The 20,403-nt window shown below is 61.8% G+C and carries 15 protein-coding genes and 1 riboswitch; of the genes, 11 read left to right on the forward strand and 4 right to left on the reverse strand.

Features of this window, described 5'->3' with window-relative positions:
- Positions 1–242 precede the first annotated feature (242 nt).
- On the forward strand, positions 243–1,571 hold the full coding sequence (locus tag GXN74_RS11590; RefSeq protein WP_162371105.1) for an NCS2 family permease: 1,329 nt from the start codon (positions 243–245) through the stop codon (positions 1,569–1,571).
- A gap of 123 nt (positions 1,572–1,694) precedes the next feature.
- On the opposite strand, the gene GXN74_RS11595 is transcribed toward GXN74_RS11590, so the two are convergent.
- A complete protein-coding gene (locus GXN74_RS11595) occupies positions 1,695–2,474 on the reverse strand; it encodes a DUF1295 domain-containing protein (protein ID WP_162371106.1) in 780 nt (259 codons plus the stop codon).
- A gap of 9 nt (positions 2,475–2,483) precedes the next feature.
- Positions 2,484–4,262, reverse strand: coding sequence for a DAK2 domain-containing protein (locus GXN74_RS11600; RefSeq protein ID WP_162371107.1), 1,779 nt, complete (start codon positions 4,260–4,262; stop codon positions 2,484–2,486).
- A 185-nt stretch (positions 4,263–4,447) separates the two neighbouring features.
- Here GXN74_RS11600 and GXN74_RS11605 point away from each other — a divergent pair, with 185 nt between their 5' ends.
- The 5 genes from GXN74_RS11605 (at position 4,448) to GXN74_RS11625 (ending at position 13,849) form a co-directional block, all read left to right on the forward strand.
- A complete protein-coding gene (locus GXN74_RS11605; RefSeq protein WP_212505793.1) occupies positions 4,448–5,668 on the forward strand; it encodes a DNA recombination protein RmuC in 1,221 nt (406 codons plus the stop codon).
- A gap of 30 nt (positions 5,669–5,698) precedes the next feature.
- Positions 5,699–6,673 (forward strand): alpha/beta hydrolase, encoded by a 975-nt coding sequence (locus GXN74_RS11610; protein WP_162371109.1) that lies wholly within the window; start codon positions 5,699–5,701, stop codon positions 6,671–6,673.
- An 18-nt stretch (positions 6,674–6,691) separates the two neighbouring features.
- A riboswitch (ZMP/ZTP riboswitch) is annotated at positions 6,692–6,774 on the forward strand.
- 105 nt (positions 6,775–6,879) lie between these two features.
- Positions 6,880–9,108: a formate C-acetyltransferase gene (gene pflB / locus GXN74_RS11615; RefSeq protein ID WP_162371110.1), complete on the forward strand. Its 2,229-nt coding sequence runs from the start codon at positions 6,880–6,882 to the stop codon at positions 9,106–9,108.
- A 30-nt stretch (positions 9,109–9,138) separates the two neighbouring features.
- A complete protein-coding gene (gene purH, locus GXN74_RS11620) occupies positions 9,139–10,692 on the forward strand; it encodes a bifunctional phosphoribosylaminoimidazolecarboxamide formyltransferase/IMP cyclohydrolase (protein ID WP_162371111.1) in 1,554 nt (517 codons plus the stop codon).
- A 241-nt stretch (positions 10,693–10,933) separates the two neighbouring features.
- Entirely contained in the window at positions 10,934–13,849 is a 2,916-nt protein-coding gene (locus GXN74_RS11625) for an insulinase family protein (RefSeq protein ID WP_162371112.1), read from the forward strand.
- A 128-nt stretch (positions 13,850–13,977) separates the two neighbouring features.
- On the opposite strand, the gene GXN74_RS11630 is transcribed toward GXN74_RS11625, so the two are convergent.
- Entirely contained in the window at positions 13,978–15,189 is a 1,212-nt protein-coding gene (locus tag GXN74_RS11630) for an FprA family A-type flavoprotein (protein ID WP_162371113.1), read from the reverse strand.
- 250 nt (positions 15,190–15,439) lie between these two features.
- Here GXN74_RS11630 and rd point away from each other — a divergent pair, with 250 nt between their 5' ends.
- From rd to GXN74_RS11655, 5 genes are all read left to right on the forward strand, one after another.
- Entirely contained in the window at positions 15,440–15,601 is a 162-nt protein-coding gene (gene rd / locus GXN74_RS11635) for a rubredoxin (protein WP_162371114.1), read from the forward strand.
- A 26-nt stretch (positions 15,602–15,627) separates the two neighbouring features.
- Positions 15,628–16,035 (forward strand): Fur family transcriptional regulator, encoded by a 408-nt coding sequence (locus GXN74_RS11640; protein WP_162371115.1) that lies wholly within the window; start codon positions 15,628–15,630, stop codon positions 16,033–16,035.
- A 71-nt stretch (positions 16,036–16,106) separates the two neighbouring features.
- Positions 16,107–16,652: a cob(I)yrinic acid a,c-diamide adenosyltransferase gene (locus GXN74_RS11645; RefSeq protein ID WP_162371116.1), complete on the forward strand. Its 546-nt coding sequence runs from the start codon at positions 16,107–16,109 to the stop codon at positions 16,650–16,652.
- Between the two features lie 42 nt (positions 16,653–16,694).
- Positions 16,695–17,321, forward strand: coding sequence for an NfeD family protein (locus GXN74_RS11650; RefSeq protein WP_162371117.1), 627 nt, complete (start codon positions 16,695–16,697; stop codon positions 17,319–17,321).
- A 1-nt stretch (position 17,322) separates the two neighbouring features.
- The gene (locus GXN74_RS11655; protein ID WP_162371118.1) at positions 17,323–18,774 is read left to right on the forward strand and encodes a flotillin family protein; all 1,452 of its coding nucleotides are present in this window, start codon (positions 17,323–17,325) and stop codon (positions 18,772–18,774) included.
- Positions 18,775–18,955: 181 nt separating this feature from the next.
- Here the strand turns inward: GXN74_RS11655 and GXN74_RS11660 are convergent, their stop codons facing one another.
- Entirely contained in the window at positions 18,956–20,323 is a 1,368-nt protein-coding gene (locus GXN74_RS11660; protein ID WP_162371119.1) for a D-alanyl-D-alanine carboxypeptidase family protein, read from the reverse strand.
- Positions 20,324–20,403: the final 80 nt, after the last annotated feature.

Here is a 20,403-nt window from a genome sequence, read left to right on the forward strand (position 1 = left end):
CTCGCTGTAAACAGGTCCGTGGAATAAATGCCGCTCCCTTGCATCACGCCCAAGACCAAAAAAGCACCAGCAATAGCTGGTGCCTATGTTATAAGTTTTTCGGGACATTTTCAAAAACGCTTGACAGAAGGAAAACCGGAACCGTTTGACAGGAAGGGAGCGGCTTTGCTAGAATGGGGATGCGGACCGCCCTTTTTTCCGGGCGCTCCAGCAACATGCGAGCTGGAAAGGAGCAACATACGATGTTGAAGATGTTTCAATTGAAGGAACACAATACGACGGTCCGGACGGAAGTGCTGGCCGGGGTCACCACATTCATGACCATGGCCTACATCCTGATCGTGAACCCGCAGATCCTCTCCGCCGCGGGGATGGACCCGGGGGCCCTCTTCACCGCCACCGCCATCGCCTCCGTGGTGGGCACCGTGGCAATGGCACTGCTTGCCAACTACCCCTTCGCCCTGGCGCCGGGCATGGGGCTGAACGCCTTCTTCGCCTTCAGCGTGGTCCTGGGCATGGGCTATTCCTGGCAGGTGGCCCTGACCGCCGTTTTCGTGGAGGGCCTGATCTTCCTCCTGCTTTCCGTCTTCAACGTGCGGGAGGCCATGTTCAACGCCATCCCCCTGGACCTGAAATACGCGGTGAGCGCGGGAATCGGCCTCTTCATCGCCCTGATTGGTTTCGTGAATGCGGGAATTGTGGTGGGGGACCCGGACACGCTGGTGACCATCAGCAAGGAGATGACCCAGCCCTCCATCGTGATCGCCGGCATCGGCGTGCTGCTGACCTCCATCCTGGTGGTGAAGCAGGTGAAGGGCTCCATCCTCCTGGGCATCCTGGGGACCTGGGTCGTCGGGATCCTGGCGGAGCTCGGGGGCTGGTATGTGCCCGACATGGAGAACACCTTCTCCGTGATCCCCCAGAAGATCATCGGCACCGTTCCCAGCCTGGCCCCCATCGCCTTCCAGTTGGACTTCACCAAGCTGGTGGAGCTGGGCTTCTGGACGGTGGTGCTGTCCTTCCTTTTCGTGGACGTGTTCGACACCCTGGGGACCCTGATCGGGGTTTCCAGCAAGGCTGGCTTCCTGGACAAGGACGGGAAGCTGCCCAAGGCAAAAAGGGCCCTGTTGGCGGACGCCATCGGCACCACGGTGGGGGCCAGCCTGGGGACATCCACGGTGACCACCTATGTGGAAAGCGCCTCGGGCGTGGCGGACGGCGGAAGGACGGGCCTCACCTCCCTGACCACCGCGGCCCTGTTCCTGCTGGCCCTGCCCTTCGCCCCCCTTTTCATGGCGGTTCCCGCCTTCGCCACGGCCCCGGCCCTGATCGTGGTGGGATTCTACATGATGGAATCGGTGCTGAAGGTGGACCTGGACAACTTCGCCAAGGGCATCCCGGCGTTCCTGACCATCCTGGTCATGCCCATCACCTACAGCATCTCCGAGGGGATCGCCTTCGGCGTGATCTCCTACACCGTGATCCACCTCTTCACAGGCAAGGCCAAGGAGATGCATCCCCTGATGTACGTCCTCACCCTGCTGTTCCTGCTGAAGTTCATCTTCATCTGACGAAGTCCCGCAACAAAAAAAGGGCTTCCCCGGTTCCAACATGACGGTTGGCACCGGGGAGCCCTTTTTTTGCGGACATCTCCGAATCGTCCCCTGCACGGAGGGGTCAAGGAAACGATTTGTTCACGGTTTGTTCACGGTGCCTGGCACCCTGGGGAAAAACTTGCTGGTCCTGGCGGCGTATTCCTGGAATTCCGGATTGTCCTTGTACTTGTTTTCCAGGAGGGGGACGCCGGAGACGAAGAGGAGCAGCAGGGTGATGAACAGGGGGCTCAGGAAGAGCAGGGGGTTCCCGCTTCCGGAGAAGCCCAGCAGTCCGATGCCCCACCACAGGACCGACTCCCCGAAGTAGTTGGGGTGCCGGGTCCAGGCCCAGAGCCCCGTCTGCATGATCCGGCCCTTGTGGGCGGGGTCCCGCTTGAAGGCCTTCAGCTGGGCGTCCCCCACCACCTCGAAGAAGAAGCCCACGGCGAAGACCCCCAGGGCAACCCAGTCCAGGAATCCCCAGTCCCCCCGGGCGAAGTGGAAGACGGCCATGATGGGCTGGGCCACCAGGTAGAGGAAGATCCCCTGCAGCAGGTAGACCCGGAAGAAGGCGTTCAGGTGGGGATGGTCCCCCCAGCCCTTGCGCATGGCCACGTACCGGTAATCCTCCGGGGCGGACCAGTTCCGCCGGAAAAGGTGGAAGGTCAGGCGCAGGCCCCAGAGCAGCACCAGGAAGGTGGCCGCAACCATCCGCCAGGTGGGGGCGGGAGTGGCCAGGAAGTTGGCCAGGGCCACCCAGACGTAGCCCAACCCCCAGCCCACGTCCACAATCCCGTTATTCCTTTTCGCCTGGCCCACCAGGAAGAAGACCAGGAAATGCGCGGCCAATACCGATGTGGAAAGCAGATAGACGTTCATGGGAACCTCCTAGGGGGTCAGCAGGGAAATGGCGACACAGTCCTTCCCCGCGCTCATGGCGATGATGGTGGACACCTCGGCGACAAAGCGGGGGGGCTTCCCGATGAGCTCGGTGAACATCTCCTCGAACCGGGCAGCCTTCTCCGGAGCGCTGCCGTGGACCAGGCTGTACTCCAGGATGCCGTCCCGTTCCAGGATCTCCTGGACCACCTGCCGGATCTTTTTGGCGTTGGCCCGGTCGCTGTAGGCCTTCCCGAAGGCCACCCCCTTCCCTTCCCCGTCCAGGGAGACGATGGGCTTCACGTTCAGGACCTTGGCCAGCCGGCCTTTCATGGGGCTCACCCGTCCCCCCAGGACCATGTACTTCAAGGTGCTGACGCTGACGTAGATCTTGGTCCGGGGAATCATGGACCGGACCAGGTCCACAACCTCCCGGTGGGATTGCCCCTGGTCGATGGCCTCCGCAGCCTTCAGGACCAGGAGACCCTCCGCCCCGGAATTCAGCCTGGAGTCGATGACGTCGATGGGCACCTCCCCGTCCGCGAACTTGCCTGCGGCCTGGACGAAGGTGTTGTAGGTGCCGCTCAGGGCCCCGGCCACGGTGATGGCCAGGATCGACTTGTAGTGGGTGGAGAGGAAGGCGAAGAGGTCCTCCACCTGCCGGTTGGTGGGCTGGGAGGAGGTGGGGTACTCGGTCAGCCCTTCCACCACCTGGTAAAAAGTGGGGGAGTCGATGGTCCGCTTGTCCAGGTAGGAGCTTCCCTCCATGGACACCAGCAGGGGCACCTGGTGCACCTGGTAGTTGTCCAGGATCTCCTGGGGGATGTCCGCGATGGAATCCGTCACCAGGGCGATGTCGTACTTCCGGTGGTTCACCACCTGCCGTTGCCGCTCCATGTCGTCCACCTTCTGCTCCAGGATGGCCCCGTGCCGCCGAAGCCTCGCAAAAACCGGGATGGGGGTGTCCGTGTGGATGTGGACCTTCATCTGCCGGGGGCCGCCGGCCACGATCAGGGAGTCCCCGAAGGGGAGCAGCTCCTCCTTCACCTGGTCCAGGGGCATGCCCTCCCCGGTGAGGAAGGCCTCCGTGCAGTACCGGTAGGTCAGGTCGAAGCCCTCGTCCGTCAGGTCCTCCGTCAGGTCCGGGGCCAGGTCCTCCTCCTCGGCCACCGCAACGCCGGACTGGAGGAAATCCAGGAAGCCCTCCAGGAAGTGGACGAAGCCCTTGGCGCCGGAATCCACCACGGACTTGGCCTTCAGGACCGCCAGTTTTTCCGGAGTGGTCCGCAGGGATTCCCTGGCGTCCTCCAGGGCCCGCCGGAGCACCTCCACCAGGTCATGGACCTCCCGGGCGTAGGCGTACACCGCGTCGGCCCAGTCTTTGATCACCGTCAGCATGGTGCCCTCCACGGGATTGGAGATGGCGTGGTAGGCGTGGGGGACGGCGGAGCGGACCGAGGCGCTGAAGGCGGAAAGCTCCAGCTCCTCCTGCTCCTCCAATTCCTGGGTGATGCCGTTCAGGTATTGGGCGAAGATGGTCCCGGAATTCCCCCGGGCCCCGGAAAGGGCCGCGTCCGCGATGGACTGGAAGGTCTTCGCCGCATTCTCGTGGAGGACGGACTTGTGGATGATGGCGTGCATGGTGGACGCCAGGTTGGTCCCCGTGTCCCCGTCCGGGACGGGAAAGACGTTGATCCTGTTGAGGGGCTGCCGCTGGTTGATCACCGCATGGGCCCCCGAAACGAACGCGTGGTACAGGTCCTTGCTGCTTAAGGTCGTGACGGTCATAGGCACCTCCGATATCCGTTGAGAATGGTTTTCTTTCATATGCGATAATGGTACCCCATCCTCCGGAAAAATGCAAGGGAAATCCGCCTGTGGAACCCCCTTCCGGCTTGCTTTTTGCGGGACAAAGGGTATAATGGATGCAATGGAAGCATCGCCATGGAAGCGATGGGAAAGGAAGGCTTGGGATGGAACATGTTTTTGAAACCGCGGTGGTGTCCCTGCTGCTGGCGAACCTGCTGGCGGTGGTGTTCCTGGGTTCCAGGAACCAGGGGGAACGGATCCTCAGGGACCTGCACCGGCTGGAGGGGGAGACCCGGGAGGAGTTCGCAAGGAACCGGCAGGAGATGGGAAGCGCCTTCCAGGGGAACCGGGAGGAGATCGGGGAGCAGCTCTACCGCCTGATCCGGGGAAACGAGGAGCAGCTGGAGAAGATCCGGGAGACCTTCGAGCGCAGGCTCCTGGCCCTCCAGGAGGAGAACGGCCGGAAGCTGGAGGAGATGCGCAGCACGGTGGACGAGAAGCTCCAGAGCTCCGTGGAGAAGCGCTTCAACGAATCCTTCAAGGGCATCAGCCAGCGCCTGGACCAGGTCCACCAGGGCCTGGGGGAGATGCAGAACCTGGCCTCCGGGGTGGGGGACCTGAAGAAGGTCCTCTCCAATGTGAAGACCCGGGGCACCTTGGGGGAGGTCCAGCTGGGGAACATCCTGGAGCAGTTCCTGGCACCGGACCAGTATCTGGTCAACGCCGCCACCCGGGAGGACACCCAGGAGCGGGTGGAATATGCGGTGAAGCTCCCCGGGGGCATGGACGGCAGGCCCCTGCTGCTGCCCATCGATTCCAAGTTCCCGGTGGAGGACTACCAGCGGCTCATGGACGCCTATGACCGGGGGGAGACGGGGCCGGCCCTGGAGGCCATCCTGCGCCAGTTCGAGGCCAGCGTCCGCAAGAACGCCAGGGACATCCTGGGCAAGTACATCCACCCCCCCACCACCACGGACTTCGCACTTATGTTCGTCCCCACCGAAGGCCTCTACGCGGAGGTCCTCCGCCGGCCGGGGCTCTTCGAGAGCCTACAGCGGGACCTGCGGATCACCGTGGTGGGCCCCGCCAACCTGATGGCCTTCCTGAACAGCCTCCAGATGGGCTTTAGGACCTTGGCCATCGAAAAAAGGTCCAGCGAGGTGTGGGAGGTCCTGGGCCGGGTGAAGACCGAGTTCGGGGCTTTCGGGGAGATCCTGGAGAAGACCAAGAAGAAGCTGCAGGAGGCCGCCAACGTCATCGACAAGGCGGGCACCCGGAGCCGGGCCATCCAGCGGAAGCTGAAGGACGTGGAATCCCTGCCCATGGACGGGGCAGACGCGGAGGAGCTTGCGCCCCTCTACGAGGTGGACGAGGACGACCGGTAGGGAAGGGCATGCAATGGAAGGAGGCGGCGTATGGAGATCATAGAAAAGGACGTCCTGTTCACCAAATTCCAGTACCAGGGCAAGGGGAAGGGCAAAATCCAGGCCTATTCCTGGGAGCCGGTGCCGGGAAGCAGGACCCTGGGGGCGGTACAGATCGCCCACGGCATGGGGGAGAAGGCCATGCGCTACGCAGAGTTGGGGACCTTCCTGGCCGGACACGGCTTTGCGGTCTACACCAACGACCACCTGGGCCATGGCAAGACCGCCAGGCACCGGAACCGGCTGGGGAAGCTTCCGGGGAAGGCCGGTTTCGACCGGATGGTGGAGGACATGGAGGCCCTGACGGAGGTCATCCGGCACAGGCATCGGGACCTTCCCTTCCTCCTCCTGGGACACAGCATGGGCTCCTTCCTGGTCCAGCGGCAGCTCCAGCGGACCGGGAAGGGTCTGGCGGGGGCCATCCTCAGCGGTTCCGGCAAAGTCTCCACCGTACAGATGTTTCTGGCCGCCCTGCTTGCAAAGGAAGAGATGCTTCGCCTGGGACGCCATGCTCCTGCCCGGCTGCTCCACCGGCTCCTCTTCGAGGGGTTCAACAGGAAGTTCAGTCCCAACCGGACGGAGTCCGACTGGCTCAGCCGGGACGGGGACCGGGTGGACGCCTATGTGAAGGATCCCGGCTGCGGCTTCATCTGTTCCACCGGCTTCTACTACGCTTTTTTTCGGGGAATGGTCCGCCTCTGGAAAAGGGAGGAGCTTGGGAAGATGGACCGGAAGCTGCCCCTGCTGCTCCTGTCCGGAGACAAGGACCCCCTGGGGGATTTCGGGAAAGGGGTGCGGCGGCTGGCCAGGACCTACGAAAGGCTGGGTTTTTCGGATGTCACCCTGAAGCTGTACCCCGGCGGGCGGCACGAGATGTTCCACGAGACCAACCGGGAGGAGGTCATGGAGGACCTGCTGGCCTGGATGAAAGGGAGAATTTCCCCCTTGCCAACTTTTTCCGGATAAGGTATACTTGAATCATCTATGAGACCGTATGACTGGCGGAAAGTGGGAGTACCCACAGGGAGTACGGGAATCGAATTATGCCGACCGCCTGGGCAATGGACCGTGAAGGTTTCCTGCCTGGGCGGTCTTTTTGTACTCATGGAAAGCCCCCGCAGCGCCTGCGCCCGAGGGGATTTTCCAGCCCTGACCATCGACGGAGGTAGGAAATGGATTACAAGCAATGGCATGATTTCAAGGAAGGCAAATGGACGTCGGCCATCGACGTGCGGGACTTCATCCAAACCAACTACAGCCCCTACGAGGGGGGAGAGGAGTTCCTGGCGGGCCCCACCCCCAGGACCCTGGAACTGGCGGCGAAGTACGACGCCCTCCGGCAGAAGGAGATCGAAAAGGGAGGCGTGCTGGACGTGGACACCAAGACCGTATCCTCCCTCCTGACCTTCCCCCCGGGATACCTGGACAAGGAAAAGGAGCTGATCGTGGGCCTCCAGACCGACGAACCCCTGAAGCGGGCCATCAACCCCTTCGGCGGGATCCGGATGGCCAAGGCAGCCTGCGAATCCTACGGCTACACCATGGACCCGGAGATCGAGAGGGAATTCGCGTTCAGGACCACCCACAACGACGGGGTCTTTAGGGTCTATTCCGAAGAGATGAAGACCGCCCGGAAGACGGGGATCATCACCGGCCTCCCGGACGCCTACGGCAGGGGAAGGATCATCGGGGACTACCGGCGGGTGGCCCTCTACGGCATCGACGTCCTGGTGGAGGCCAAGAGGAGGGACCAGGCCCTGCTGCAGAAGGGCCGGATGACCGAGGAGACCATCCGCCTCCTGGAGGAGGTCTACCGGCAGATCGACTTCCTGGGCAAGCTGAAGTCCATGGCCGCCCTCTACGGGGACGACATCTCCCAGCCGGCCGCCACCGCCCGGGAAGCCATCCAATGGACCTACTACGCCTACCTGGCCTCCGTCAAGGAGCAGAACGGGGCGGCCATGTCCCTGGGGCGGGTGGGCACCTTCCTGGACATCTACCTCCAGCGGGACATGGACCAAGGCGTCCTGGACGAGGAAAAGGCCCAGGAGCTCATCGACGACTTCGTGCTGAAGCTTCGGATGGTCCGGCAGCTCCGCACCGCGGAATACAACGACCTCTTCGCCGGGGACCCCAACTGGGTCACGGAAGCCATCGGAGGCATGGGGATGGACGGACGGACCCTGGTGACCAGGACCTCCTTTAGGATCCTGCACACCCTGGACAACCTGGACCCGGCCCCGGAGCCCAACCTGACGGTCCTCTGGTCCGAGCATCTGCCCGTGGGATTCAAGCGCTTCTGCGCCCGGATTTCCATCGAGACGGATTCCGTCCAGTACGAGAACGACGACCTCATGCGGCCCCTCTACGGGGACGACTACGGCATCGCCTGCTGCGTATCCGCCATGCGGATCGGGGAGCAGATGCAGTTCTTCGGGGCCCGGTGCAACATGCCCAAGATCCTGCTGCTGGCCCTGAACGGGGGACGGGACGAGATCTACGGATGCCCCATGGGCCCCCGGATGGAGCCTGTGGATGAGAAGCCCCTGGACTACGGGGAGGTCAGGGAGCGCTTCAGGACTTACCTCTCCTGGCTGGCCCGGCTGTATGCGGACACCATGAACGTGATCCATTACATGCACGACAAATACGCCTACGAGAAGACCCAGATGGCCCTCCACAACACCCAGGTGGAGCGGCTCATGGCCTTCGGCATCGCGGGACTCTCGGTCACCGCGGATTCCCTCAGCGCCATCCGGTACGCCCGGGTGACCCCGGTGAAGGACGAACGGGGGATCATCGTGGACTTCCGGGTGGAGGGGGAGTTCCCCATGTACGGGAACAACGACGACCGGGTGGACGGCATGGCGGCGGAGCTGGTCCGGGACTTCCTGGAGGAGCTGCAAAAGCATCCCCTCTACAGGAATGCCGTCCACACCCTTTCGGTCCTGACCATCACCTCCAACGTGGTCTACGGGAAGAAGACAGGCTCCACCCCCGACGGGAGGAAGGCGGGGGAGCCCTTCGCCCCCGGAGCCAATCCCATGCACCATCGGGACACCAAGGGGGCCCTGGCCTCCCTGGCCTCCGTGGCCAAGATCCCCTACGACTGCTGCAGGGACGGGGTGTCCTGCACCTTCTCCATCCAGCCGGCCACCCTGGGCAGGGAGGAGGCCAGGCTGGACAACCTGGCGGCCATCCTGGACGGCTATTTCAGCCAGAAGGGACACCACATGAACGTGAACGTATTCACCCGGGAACATCTCCTGGACGCCATGGAGCATCCGGAGAAATATCCCAACCTGACGGTCCGGGTCTCCGGCTACGCCGTCAACTTCAACCGTCTCAGCAGGGAACAGCAGCTGGAAGTGGTCAACCGAACCTACCACACCAGCTTGTAAACAGCAATCCATGAAAAGGAGCTTCATATTATGAGAGCATTGATCAGCGTATCGGACAAAACGGGCATTGTGGACTTTGCCAAGCAGCTGCAGGAACTGGGCGTGGAGATCATCTCCACGGGAGGCACCGCCTCCGCGTTGACGGACGCCGGCATCCCCGTCATCGGCATCTCCGAGGTCACCGGCTTCCCCGAGTGCCTGGACGGCAGGGTCAAGACCCTGGACCCCCACATCCATGCGGGGATCCTGGCCATGCGGAGCAATCCGGAGCACATGGAGCAGATCGCGAAGCTGGGCGTGGAGACCATCGACCTGGTGGTGGTGAACCTGTACCCCTTCAAGCAGACCATCCTGAAGGAAGGGGTGGAGCTGGAGGAGGCCATCGAGAACATAGACATCGGCGGTCCCACCATGCTCCGTTCCGCCGCCAAGAACTACCAGGACGTGTCCGTCATCATCGATCCCAGGGATTATGAGAAGGTCCTGGTGGAGTTGAGGGAAGTGGGAAAAGTCTCCAAGACCACCAACTTCTACCTGAGTTCCAAGGTGTTCGAGCACACCGCCAGCTACGACGCCATGATCGCGGACTACATGCGCAAGCAGCGGAATGCGGAAGTCCTGCCGGAAGTCGTCACCATGACCTTCGAGAAGGTCCAGGACATGCGCTACGGGGAGAATCCCCACCAGCAGGCCGCTTTCTACAAGGAGATCGTCCATCCCAAGGGGACCCTGGCCTCCGCGGTCCAGCTCCACGGGAAGGAGCTCTCCTTCAACAACATCAACGACACCAACGGGGCCCTGGAGCTCCTGAAGGAATTCGACCAGCCCGCGGTGGTGGCCTGCAAGCACGCCAACCCCTGCGGCGTGGGCAGTGCGGACACCATCCATGAGGCCTATGTGAAGGCCTACACCTCCGACCCCAAATCCATCTTCGGCGGCATCGTGGTCGCCAACAGGGAGGTGGACGTGGCCACCGCTGAGGAGATCAACAAAATCTTCGTGGAGATCGTCGTGGCCCCCTCCTACCAGCCCCAGGCCCTGGAGGTCCTGAAAAAGAAGAAGAACATCCGGATCCTTTCCCTGGCGGACATCACCGTGAAGCAACCCGACACAGCCTACGACCTGAAGAAGGTGGGAGGCGGCCTGCTGGTGCAGACCATCGACAACGCCCTGCTGGCCGAAGGCGAGCTGAAGGTGGTCACCGACCGCCAGCCCACGGAAAAGGAGATGGAGGACCTGCTCTTCGCCTGGAAGATCGTGAAGTACGCCAAGTCCAACGGCATCGCCATCGGCAAGGACAAGCAGTCCCTGGGCGTGGGTCCCGGACAGGTGAACAGGATCTGGGCCTGCAACCAGGCAATCGAGCATGCGGTGGAAGCCCTGGGGGCCGACGTGCTGAAAGGGGCCGCCCTGGCCTCCGACGCCTTCTTCCCCTTCCCGGACTGCGTGGAGGCGGCAGCAGCCGCCGGCATCACCGCCATCATCCAGCCCGGCGGATCCATGAAGGACCAGGACTCCATCGACACCTGCAACAAATACGGAATCGCCATGGTCTTCACCGGCATGCGCCACTTCAGGCACTAGGCTTCAGGAAAGCCCATTCAAAAAGACCCGGCACCTCCTTTTGGGGAGGGGCCGGGTCTTTTTGAATGGGGTGGTACGCGGGGACGGTTCTTCCGTACCAGTCCGGACTGGTACGGAAGAACCGTCCCCGCGTACCACCCGCAAACCAAACCCGTTGCAAAATCGGGGAAAGGATTGTATAGTAGAGGGACGATGCATCACGCATGCAAAGAAAGATGCGAAGAAAGAAGAGGTAGTTCATATGGACAAATACCAGTTGATTGAAGAACGGGAGCTTTTGGACATCCATTCCAAAGGCCTTTTATACAGACATGGCAAATCCGGGGCCCAAGTGGCCTTCCTGCTGAACAAGGACGAGAACAGGACCTTTTCCATCGCCTTCAAGACCCCCCCCCTGGACGACACGGGGCTCCCCCACATCCTGGAGCACTCCGTCCTCTGCGGATCCAGGAAGTATCCCGTGAAGGACCCCTTCGTGGAGCTGGCCAAAGGCTCCCTGAACACCTTCCTCAACGCCATGACCTATCCGGACAAGACCGTCTATCCGGTGGCCAGCTGCAACCAGCAGGACCTGCGGAACCTGGCGGACGTGTACATGGACGCCGTGCTCCATCCCAACATTTACGCCAACGACAAGATCCTGGCCCAGGAGGGCTGGCACCACGAGCTGGACTCCGAAGAGGGGGAGGTCACCTACAAGGGGGTGGTCTACAACGAGATGAAGGGGGCTTTCTCCTCTCCGGAACAGGTGCTCTTCCGCAAGATCCAGCAGAGCCTTTTTCCGGATACGGCCTACGGGAACGAGTCCGGGGGGGACCCGGACCAGATCACCCGACTGACCCAGGAGGACTTCCTGGAATACCACCGGACCTATTACCACCCCTCCAACAGCTACATCTATTTCTACGGGGATGTGGACGTGGAGGAGAAGCTGGAGTGGTTGGACAGGGAGTACCTGCAGGACTATGAGGCCCGGGAGGTGGACGCGGAGCTGGGCAGCCAGGCGGCCTTCGAAGGCCTCCGGGAGATCGTGGAGCACTATCCCGTCTCCGAGGAGGAGGACGGGGAGGACAAGACCTTCCTGAGCCTGAACTTCGTGGCGGGCAACACCCTCCACACGGAGGAGGTCCTGGGGATGGAGATCCTGGAGCACCTGCTGCTGGACGTGCCCGGCGCCCCCCTGAAGCAGGCGCTGATCGACGCGGGCATCGGATCCGACGTGTTCGGCGCTTACGACGACGGCATCCTCCAGCCCACCTTCAGCATCGTGGCCAAGGATGCCAAAGGCAGCCAGAAGGACGCCTTCCTGTCCATCATCCGGCAGGTGCTGGAGAAGGTGCTGGAGGAAGGGATCAGCCCCAAGAAGATCGAATCCGCCCTGAACCATTTCGAGTTCAGGGTAAGGGAAGCGGACTTCGGCCGGTCCCCCAAAGGCGTGGTCTACGCCATCAAGGCGCTGGACTCCTGGCTCCATGGGGAATCCCCCTTCCTGCATTTCGAGCTGGACAAGATTTTCGGCAGCATCCGCAAGTCCATCCCGGAGGGCTTCCTCTACAGCCTGATCCGCAAATACCTGCTGGACAACAACCACGCCACCCTCCTGGTCCTGGAACCCGACCCGACCCTCCTGGCCAGGAAGGAGGAGGAGACAAGGACCCTGCTGGCGGCCTACAAGGAAGGCCTGGACGAGGAGGAGGTCCGGGCGCTGGTGCGCAGGACCCGGGAGCTTGCGGAATACCAGACCCGGGAGGAGCGGCCGGAGGATGTGGAGAAGATCCCCCTCCTGACCCGGGCGGACATTCCCCTGGATCCCGCGCCCTTCACCTACCAGGTGGAGGACCACGCAGGCGCCCAGGTCCTGGTCCACCATGCGGACTCCAACGGGATCGTGTACCTGGACCTGGCCTTCGACATGGGACACCTGGAGGCCCGGGACCTGCCCTACGCCGCCCTGCTGACCAAGCTCCTGGGCAAGGTGAGCACGGACCAAAGGCATTACAGCGACCTTTCCGATGAGGTCAACCTGCATACGGGAGGGATTTCCCTTTCCACCAACGTCTACAGCGTCGTCACCCAGGAGCCCGGCAAGCCCTGCAGGTCCATCCTGGCCCTGGAGGGGAAGGCCTTCGTGGACAAAATGGACAAGCTCCTGGAGCTTGTGGAGGAAATCCTCTTTAGGACCGACCTCTCGGACCACGGTCGGATCCAGGAGCTGCTGGCCGAGTCCAAATCCCGGCTCCAGTCCGGGCTCACCAGCAGCGGCCACACCACCGCCCTGATCCGGGCGGAGAGCTATGTCTCGGAAGCCGCCTGGCGGATCGAACAGATGAAAGGCATCTCCTACTACGAACAGCTGGGAGGCTGGCTGGCCGCCTACGAAGAGCAGGCCCCCGCCCTCCAGGCCCGCCTGGAGGAGACGGCAAAAGGCCTCTTCGTGCGCAAGGGCATGGTGGCGGCCCTGACCCTGGAGGAGGAGGCCCAGGCCAAGGTGGAACCGGCGCTGAAGGCCTTCCTGGACAGGCTCCCGGAGAAGGCGCCCCGGGAAGGGAAGGGGCTGGACCTTCCCGCCCTGCTCCAGGTCAGGAACGAAGGCTTCAAGACGGCTTCCAAGGTCCAGTATGTGGCCCAGGTGGGGGACTTCAAGAGCCACGGCTACCAGTACCACGGGGGCCTGCGGGTGCTGCAGACCATCCTGGGGCTGGACTACCTCTGGAACCAGATCCGGGTCCAGGGAGGGGCCTACGGGGCCATGTGCGGCTTCAAGCAGAACGGGGACATGTACATGGTCTCCTACAGGGACCCCAACCTGGAGAAGACCCTGGAAACCTACGGCAGGATCCCCGACTACCTGCGGAACCTGAAGCTGGACGACCGGGAGACCACCAAGTACATCCTGGGCACCATCAGCGCCGTGGACCATCCCCTGACCCCCTCCCTGGAAGGGGAGAAGGCCCTGGCCCTCCATCTCTCCGGAAAAACGATGGAACTCCTGGCCAAGGAGCGCCGGGAAATCCTTTCCACCACCCAGGGTACCCTCCAGGGCTTCGCCGAATGGTTCGAGAAAGCCTTCGCCGAACCGGTCCTCTGCGTGGTCGGCAACGAAACCGCCATCCGGAAGGCGGAAGGGCTGTTCAAGGAAACGAAAGTCCTGAAGTAAAGAAACGCAAAACAACACCCCCCTCACTTGCGGACCAAGATCCTAAATCGTTCGGGGGGTGTTGTTTTGCTTATCATTGGAAGAAATCCTTATGAACTGGAAGAACGGAGGCGGGAGCCTCCGTTCTTCTATGCCAAATCGTCCAGCAACGTCTTTGCGAAGTCCTGGCCGAAACGGTAGGTTTCCAGCAGTTCTTCGGGGTTGGGCTTGAACACGATCTTGAGTCCGGGGGTGACCTTGAAGCGGAGCTGCTTCAGTCGGGCCTCGATGTTCTTCACGGCCTCGCCGCTCCAACCGTAGGAACCGAAGGCGCTGGCGTGTTTTTTCCCATGGACGATGGGGTTCAGGGACACCAGGAGGTTCCAGATGGGAGGCAGGACATCGCTGTTGATGGTGGGGGAGCCGAACAGGAGTCCGTCCGCCCAATAGATCCTGTCCATGACCTCGCCCATGTCCGCGGTCACCAGGTCGTAGAGGTGGACGTCCACCTTTCCGGGGTAGGATTCCGCAATGGCCCGCCGGATTTCCTTGGCCATCATTTCCGTATAGCCGTAGGCGGAAACGTAGGGGACCACGATGCTGGGTCTGGGGTTGGGGTTCTCCTCGGTGGCCCACTGCCTGCTCAGTTCCACGATCTCCATGGGGTCCACATCCAGCACGGGACCGTGCCCGGTGCAGATCAGGTCCAGGTCCAGGTTCTGGATCTTCTCGATGGCGGCCAGCATGTAGGGCTTGAAGGGCCCGAAAATCATGTCGAAATAGTAGCGCAGCGCCTTGTGGTAGCCCGTCCTGTCCTCCAGTTTGGAAAGGAGCACGCCGTCGAAGGCGTAGTGGGCGCCGAAGGAGTCGCAGGTGAAGAGGGTCTTGTCCTCCTCCAGGTAGGTGTAGATGGAATCCGGCCAGTGGAGGAAGGGGGCCTGGATGAACTTCAGGGTCTTTCCCCCCAGGTCCAGGGACTCGGGACCGGTGACGACCATGGATTTGAACTCCTTGTTGGCGATGCCCTTCAGGAACTTGATGGCGGCGGCGGAACCCACGATGGTCACATCCGGGATCAGCTCCAACAGCTTCTCCACGGACCCCACGTGGTCGGGCTCCGTATGGTTCACCACCAGATAGTCGATCTTCTTCAAGTCGGTGGTCTGCTTCAGCTTCTCCAGATAGGCGTCCCAGAACTTCAGCTTTACGGTCTCCACCAGGGCCGTCTTCTCCGTTCCCTCCACCAGATAGGAATTGTAGGACGTTCCGAATTCCGTGAGCATGATGACGTCGAACACGCGCAAATCGTGGTCCTGGACCCCGATCCAGGAGACGCCTTTCTTCAATTCTATGGTTTTCATGATGTTTCCTCCTCGTTTATCGGATGAATGTACACCGGCATGGACGCTGCCATGGGCCAATGACTTTCTCAAATTACAGGAAAGCTTCATATTGAAATCATTACAAAATAAAGATACCATAGGGGTTTTTAATTGTCAATGCCTGCGCTCTTGACAGATGGGCTTTTGCTGTGCTATTCTTGAGTTGTAATCATTACAAGATTGGCTGGGGACGAGAGACAAGTCTCTCCATGAGACAGGAGGAGCAAGCATGAAAAAGTATGTATGCATGGTTTGTCAGTACGTATACGATCCCGAGGTGGGTGATCCGGACGGCGGCATTGCCCCGGGCACGGCTTTTGAAGACATTCCGGACGACTGGGTCTGCCCGATCTGCGGCGTAGGCAAGGATGAATTCGAGGTTGTCGAATAATCGACCGGAGGAAAGGGTGCGGTTTCATGAATACAGACCAGATTGGCGGATTTCTGCATGAGAAGGGGGTCAAGCCTTCATTCCAACGGATCAAGGTTTATGAGTATTTGATGAACAACAAGGAGCACCCGACGGTTGAAAACATCTACCGGGATTTGATCAAGGAAATCCCCACCCTGTCGAAGACGACGGTCTACAATTCCCTGAACACCTTCATAGAGAAAGGGGTGGTCCAGGCGATCAGCATCGACGGAAACGAGATGCGCTACGACCTGTACGAACGGCGGCACGGGCATTTCAAATGCGAGGTGTGCGGAAGGATCTATGATTTCCTGCCCCCCAAGGAGGCCTATGAAGAACTGGAAGCCTTGGAAGGCTTCCTCATCACAGACCGGCAGATCTATCTGAAAGGTGTCTGTAAGAACTGCAGATGAAAAGAACACTGCCTGTGCAAGGGGCCTCACAGGGTCCTTTGGCAGGCGGTTTTTGTACTAGGGAGGGAAAGATGGAGAAGCATTCGAGCATCTACACGAAGAACGGGGACCAGGGCAACACCGGCAGCTGGATGGGGGAGAGCGTCTCCAAGGCCGACTGGCGGATCGAGCTGCAGGGGGCGGTGGACGAGGTGAACGCAGCCGTCGGCCATCTGCGCAGCCTGGCGGGGAAGGAGGGGGAGTCCCTCAAGGAGATCCAGTACGCCTGCTTCAGGATCGGCACGGACATCTCCGGCAACTTCCGCCAGGTGTCCATCACCCCCGAAGACACCCGGGCCCTGGAGGAGGCCATCGACAGGATGGAGTCGGGCACCGGCCCCCTGCGTTCCTTCCTCTATTACGGAGGAGGTCCGGCGGCCACCTACGCCCAGGTGGTGCGCAGCATCGTCCGCCGGGCGGAGCGGGTATTCGTGCACCTGGTCCTGGACAAGGGCCTGGACTACCCGGAAGACTACCGGTACGTGAACCGGCTGGCGGACTATTTCTTCGCCTACGCACGCCATTTGAACCATCTGGACGGCGTCCCGGAAGAGGAGATGCACCTGAAGCGGCCATAGGCAAACGGAACAGCGTTCCTTACGAGGGAAGGGAGAGTTATCATGGCGGAATGGTGGGCAGCGATGCCCTTGATGAAACAGATCTTTTATTTCTTTGCGGTGCCGGCCACGGCGGTCCTGCTGATCCAGACGTTCCTGGCCGTCACCGGGCTGGGGGAAGGCCCCGGCGACGTGAACATGGACGGGCAGCTGGGGGGAGACACGGGCGGCATGGAGGGCATGGAAGGGGCGGAGGCCGGGGAGGAGTTCTTCCTGGGGGACTTCCGGTTCTTCACCATCAGCGGCATGGTGGCCTTCTTCGCCGTTTTCGGCTGGACCGGAGCGGCCTTGACCGGGAGGCTCCCAGGCATCCTGGTGTTCCTCCTGGCCACGGCCTTCGGCTTGGGGGCCATGTTCCTGGTGGCCCTGCTGTTCTACAGCATGACCAAGCTCCAGGCCAGCGGCAACCTGCAGATCAAAAATGCCGTGGGGCAGGTGGGGGAGGTCTACATCCCCATACCGGAAGCGGGGAAGGGCCGTGGCAAGGTCATGGTCACCATCCAGGGAAGGCTCACGGAAGTGGAGGCGGTCACCGACGAAGGAGACCGTCTGGGAACAGGCACCCTGGTCCAAGTGGTATCCGTCTTGGGCAACAACGAAGTCATGGTAAGGAAAATGGGAGGAAATTGAAATGCCGGCGAATTTTGAACTGCTTGTGGCGGTAACCGTGCTGATCGTAGTCGTATTCACAACCCTGGTCGCCCTTTTGTCCAGGTACCGCAAATGCCCCTCGGACAAGATCATGGTCATTTACGGGAAAATAGGGAAGGGGACGGCGGAAGGCCAGCATAGTTCCCGGTGCGTCCATGGGGGCGCCTCCTTCATCTGGCCGGTGATCCAGAGCTACCAGTACCTGAGCCTGACCCCGGTCTCCATCAACGTGGACCTGCGCAACGCGCTCTCCAAGCAGAACATCCGGATCGACGTGCCCTCCAGGTTCACCGTGGGCATCTCCACGGAGCCCGGCATCATGCAGAATGCGGCCGAGCGTCTCCTGGGGCTGAAACAGCTGGAGATCGAAGACCTGGCCAAGGACATCATCTTCGGACAGCTCCGTCTGGTGGTGGCCACCATGGACATCGAGGAAATCAACACCGACAGGGACAAGTTCCTGGAAGCCGTCTCCCGGAACGTGGAGTCGGAACTGAAGAAGATCGGCCTGCGGCTGATCAACGTGAACGTCACGGACATCAAGGACGAATCGGGATACATCGAGGCTCTGGGCAAGGAGGCCGCGGCCAAGGCCATCAACGACGCCAAGAAGAGCGTGGCGGAGAAGAACAGGGACGGTTCCATCGGACAGGCCCAGGCCAACCAGGACGAGCGGATCCAGGTGGCGGAAGCGGACTCCCTGGCCATCCGCGGGGAGAACGAGGCCAAGGTCACCATCGCCAACTCGGATTCCGAGCGGCGGGAGCGGGAGGCGGAAGCCCTGCGGCGGGCAATGGCGGCGGAAAAGGTCCAGGCGGCCAAGGCCCTCCAGGAATCCTACGAGGCGGAAAAGCATGCCGAGCTGGTCCGTGCGGACAGGGAGAAGGCCACCAAGGAAGCCGACATCATCGTAACCGCGGAAATCCAGAAGCGGGAGATGGAGATCCAGGCCGAGGCCGAGGCGGAGCAGATGCGCCGTCGGGCCAACGGGGAAGCGGACGCCATCTACGCCAAGATGGAGGCCCAGGCCCGGGGCATCCAGGCCATCCTCAGCAAGCAGGCTTCCGGCTTCACGGAACTGGTGAAGGCCGCGGGCGGGGACGCCAACGACGCCATCCGGCTGCTGCTGGCGGACAAGATGGAGGAGCTGGTCAAGACCCAGGTGGAAGCCATCAAGAACATCAAGATCGACAAGGTAACCGTCTGGGACGGCGGCGCCGGCGGCAAGGGCCAGGCCCCTGCCACGGCCAACTTCCTGTCCGGAATGGTCAAGTCCATCCCCCCCATCAACGACCTCTTCCAGATGGCCGGCATGGAACTACCCTCCTTCCTGGGCAAAGGGCAGGAGGCCCAAGGATCCATGGAAAAGGAAATCCAGTCGGACATGGAACAGGATGCAGAACCGGTTTCCAACCCCAGCAAACAACAATGATGCGGAAGAACCGTCCCCCTGCATCACGCAGTCGGAACAAAAATGCAGGCCCCTTTTCGAGGGGCCTGCATTTTTGTTCCATTACAGGAACGCTTCCATGAGAAATCGGTGCTCAAACGTGGCGGAGCTGCTTTTTCCGCATTGGTACGGAAGAACCGTCCCCTCGTACCACCCGCCCAACTCAGTAGTAGGTGGTGGACCTGCCGGTCCGGCGGCGGCGCCAGTAGAGCTGCCGCCTCTTGCTCCGCACATGGGAGGCGAACAGGAGAAGGAACAGGGCCGCGCCCCCCAGCAGGAGCTTCAGCCCCAGGCCCAGGAGGGAGCCACCGAAGGAGCTCCCCCCCGGGCTTTTGCCGCCCGAGGAGAGGGCGGTCCTGCCGTCCTCTTCCCATCCGTACACGACCACGTTCCTGGTGGCCAGAAGGCGGTCCCCATAGTAATAGGAAACGATTCCCGCCACGTCCCCGGTCCCCACGGTGGAAGCCAGGACCGGGGGCAGGTCCGTCTCCGTCCGGATGCCTGCCAGGTCTTCATCCGCCCGGAGATACAGGGGGGCGGAGGTTTCCAGGGACAACAGGGCCGTCCGGGGTTGCTCCCGTTCGCTGGAGGAAGGGGATGCGGGCCGGCTCATGGCCGTCTCCGGCAGAACTGGGGGTGTCTCCACCAGGCTGAAGCCGTAATCCAGCAGCTTGCAGGTCTCCTCGTAGATCTGGCCGGTGGACTCCAGGACCACGGTGATCAGGGTCCGTCCTTCCCGGCGGGCCACGGTCACCAGGGTGTTCCCGGACATCCTGGTGTAGCCCGTCTTGCCGGCGATCACGTCCTCCCGGAAAAGGGAGCTGTCCTTCTGGGGGTTCAGCAGCTTGTGCTGCTGGTACAGGTTCCGGCTCTCGCTCTCCAGGTTGGTGGGCCCGATGCTGTAAAAGTGGTGGCCCATGAACTCCAGAAAAACAGGGTGTCCAAGCAGTTCCCGGGCGACCAGGGCGACATCGTAGGCGGTGCTGTAGTGGTCCTCGTCGGAGAGGCCGTTGGCGTTCACGAAATGGCTGTCCACAGCCCCCAGCTCCTTGGCCCGCTGGGTCATCATCTCCGCAAAGCCTTCCATGGTGCCCCCCACCCGTTCCGCCAGGGCGTTGGCCACCTCGTTGGCGGACATCAGGAGCAGGGCGTGGAGGGCCTCCTCCACCGTCAGCACCTCCCCTTCCCGCATGCCGATGTGGCTGCTGCCCACGGGGATGCTCATCACCGCCAGACGGGAAAAAGGCACCTCATCCGTCAGTTCCAGGTTTTCCAGGACCAGGAGGGTCGTCAGCAGCTTGGTGATGCTGGCGGGGTACCGCCGGGCGGTGCCGTTCTTCTCGTGGATGACCTCCCCGGTCTCCCCGTCCATCAGCAGATAGGCGCCGGACAGCATGGTGAAGTCCCCGTCGGGTACGGGGACCGCCTCCCGGGCCGGGAGTTCGGCTCCGCGCACCACAGGGGCGGAGACGAGGAACGACAGCACAAGCAGGACCAGCAAGGGAATGGACAAGCTTTTCTTTTGAACCATGGGTTGCTCCTTCCGTTTGTTTGCATTATTTCCATTATAGTACAGGAGGGGGAGGGACTCAAGGGATTTGTGAAAAAAAT

It is taken from the genome of Anaerotalea alkaliphila (assembly GCF_010179735.1).
GTDB classification, from domain to species: Bacteria; Bacillota; Clostridia; order Lachnospirales; family Vallitaleaceae; genus Anaerotalea; species Anaerotalea alkaliphila.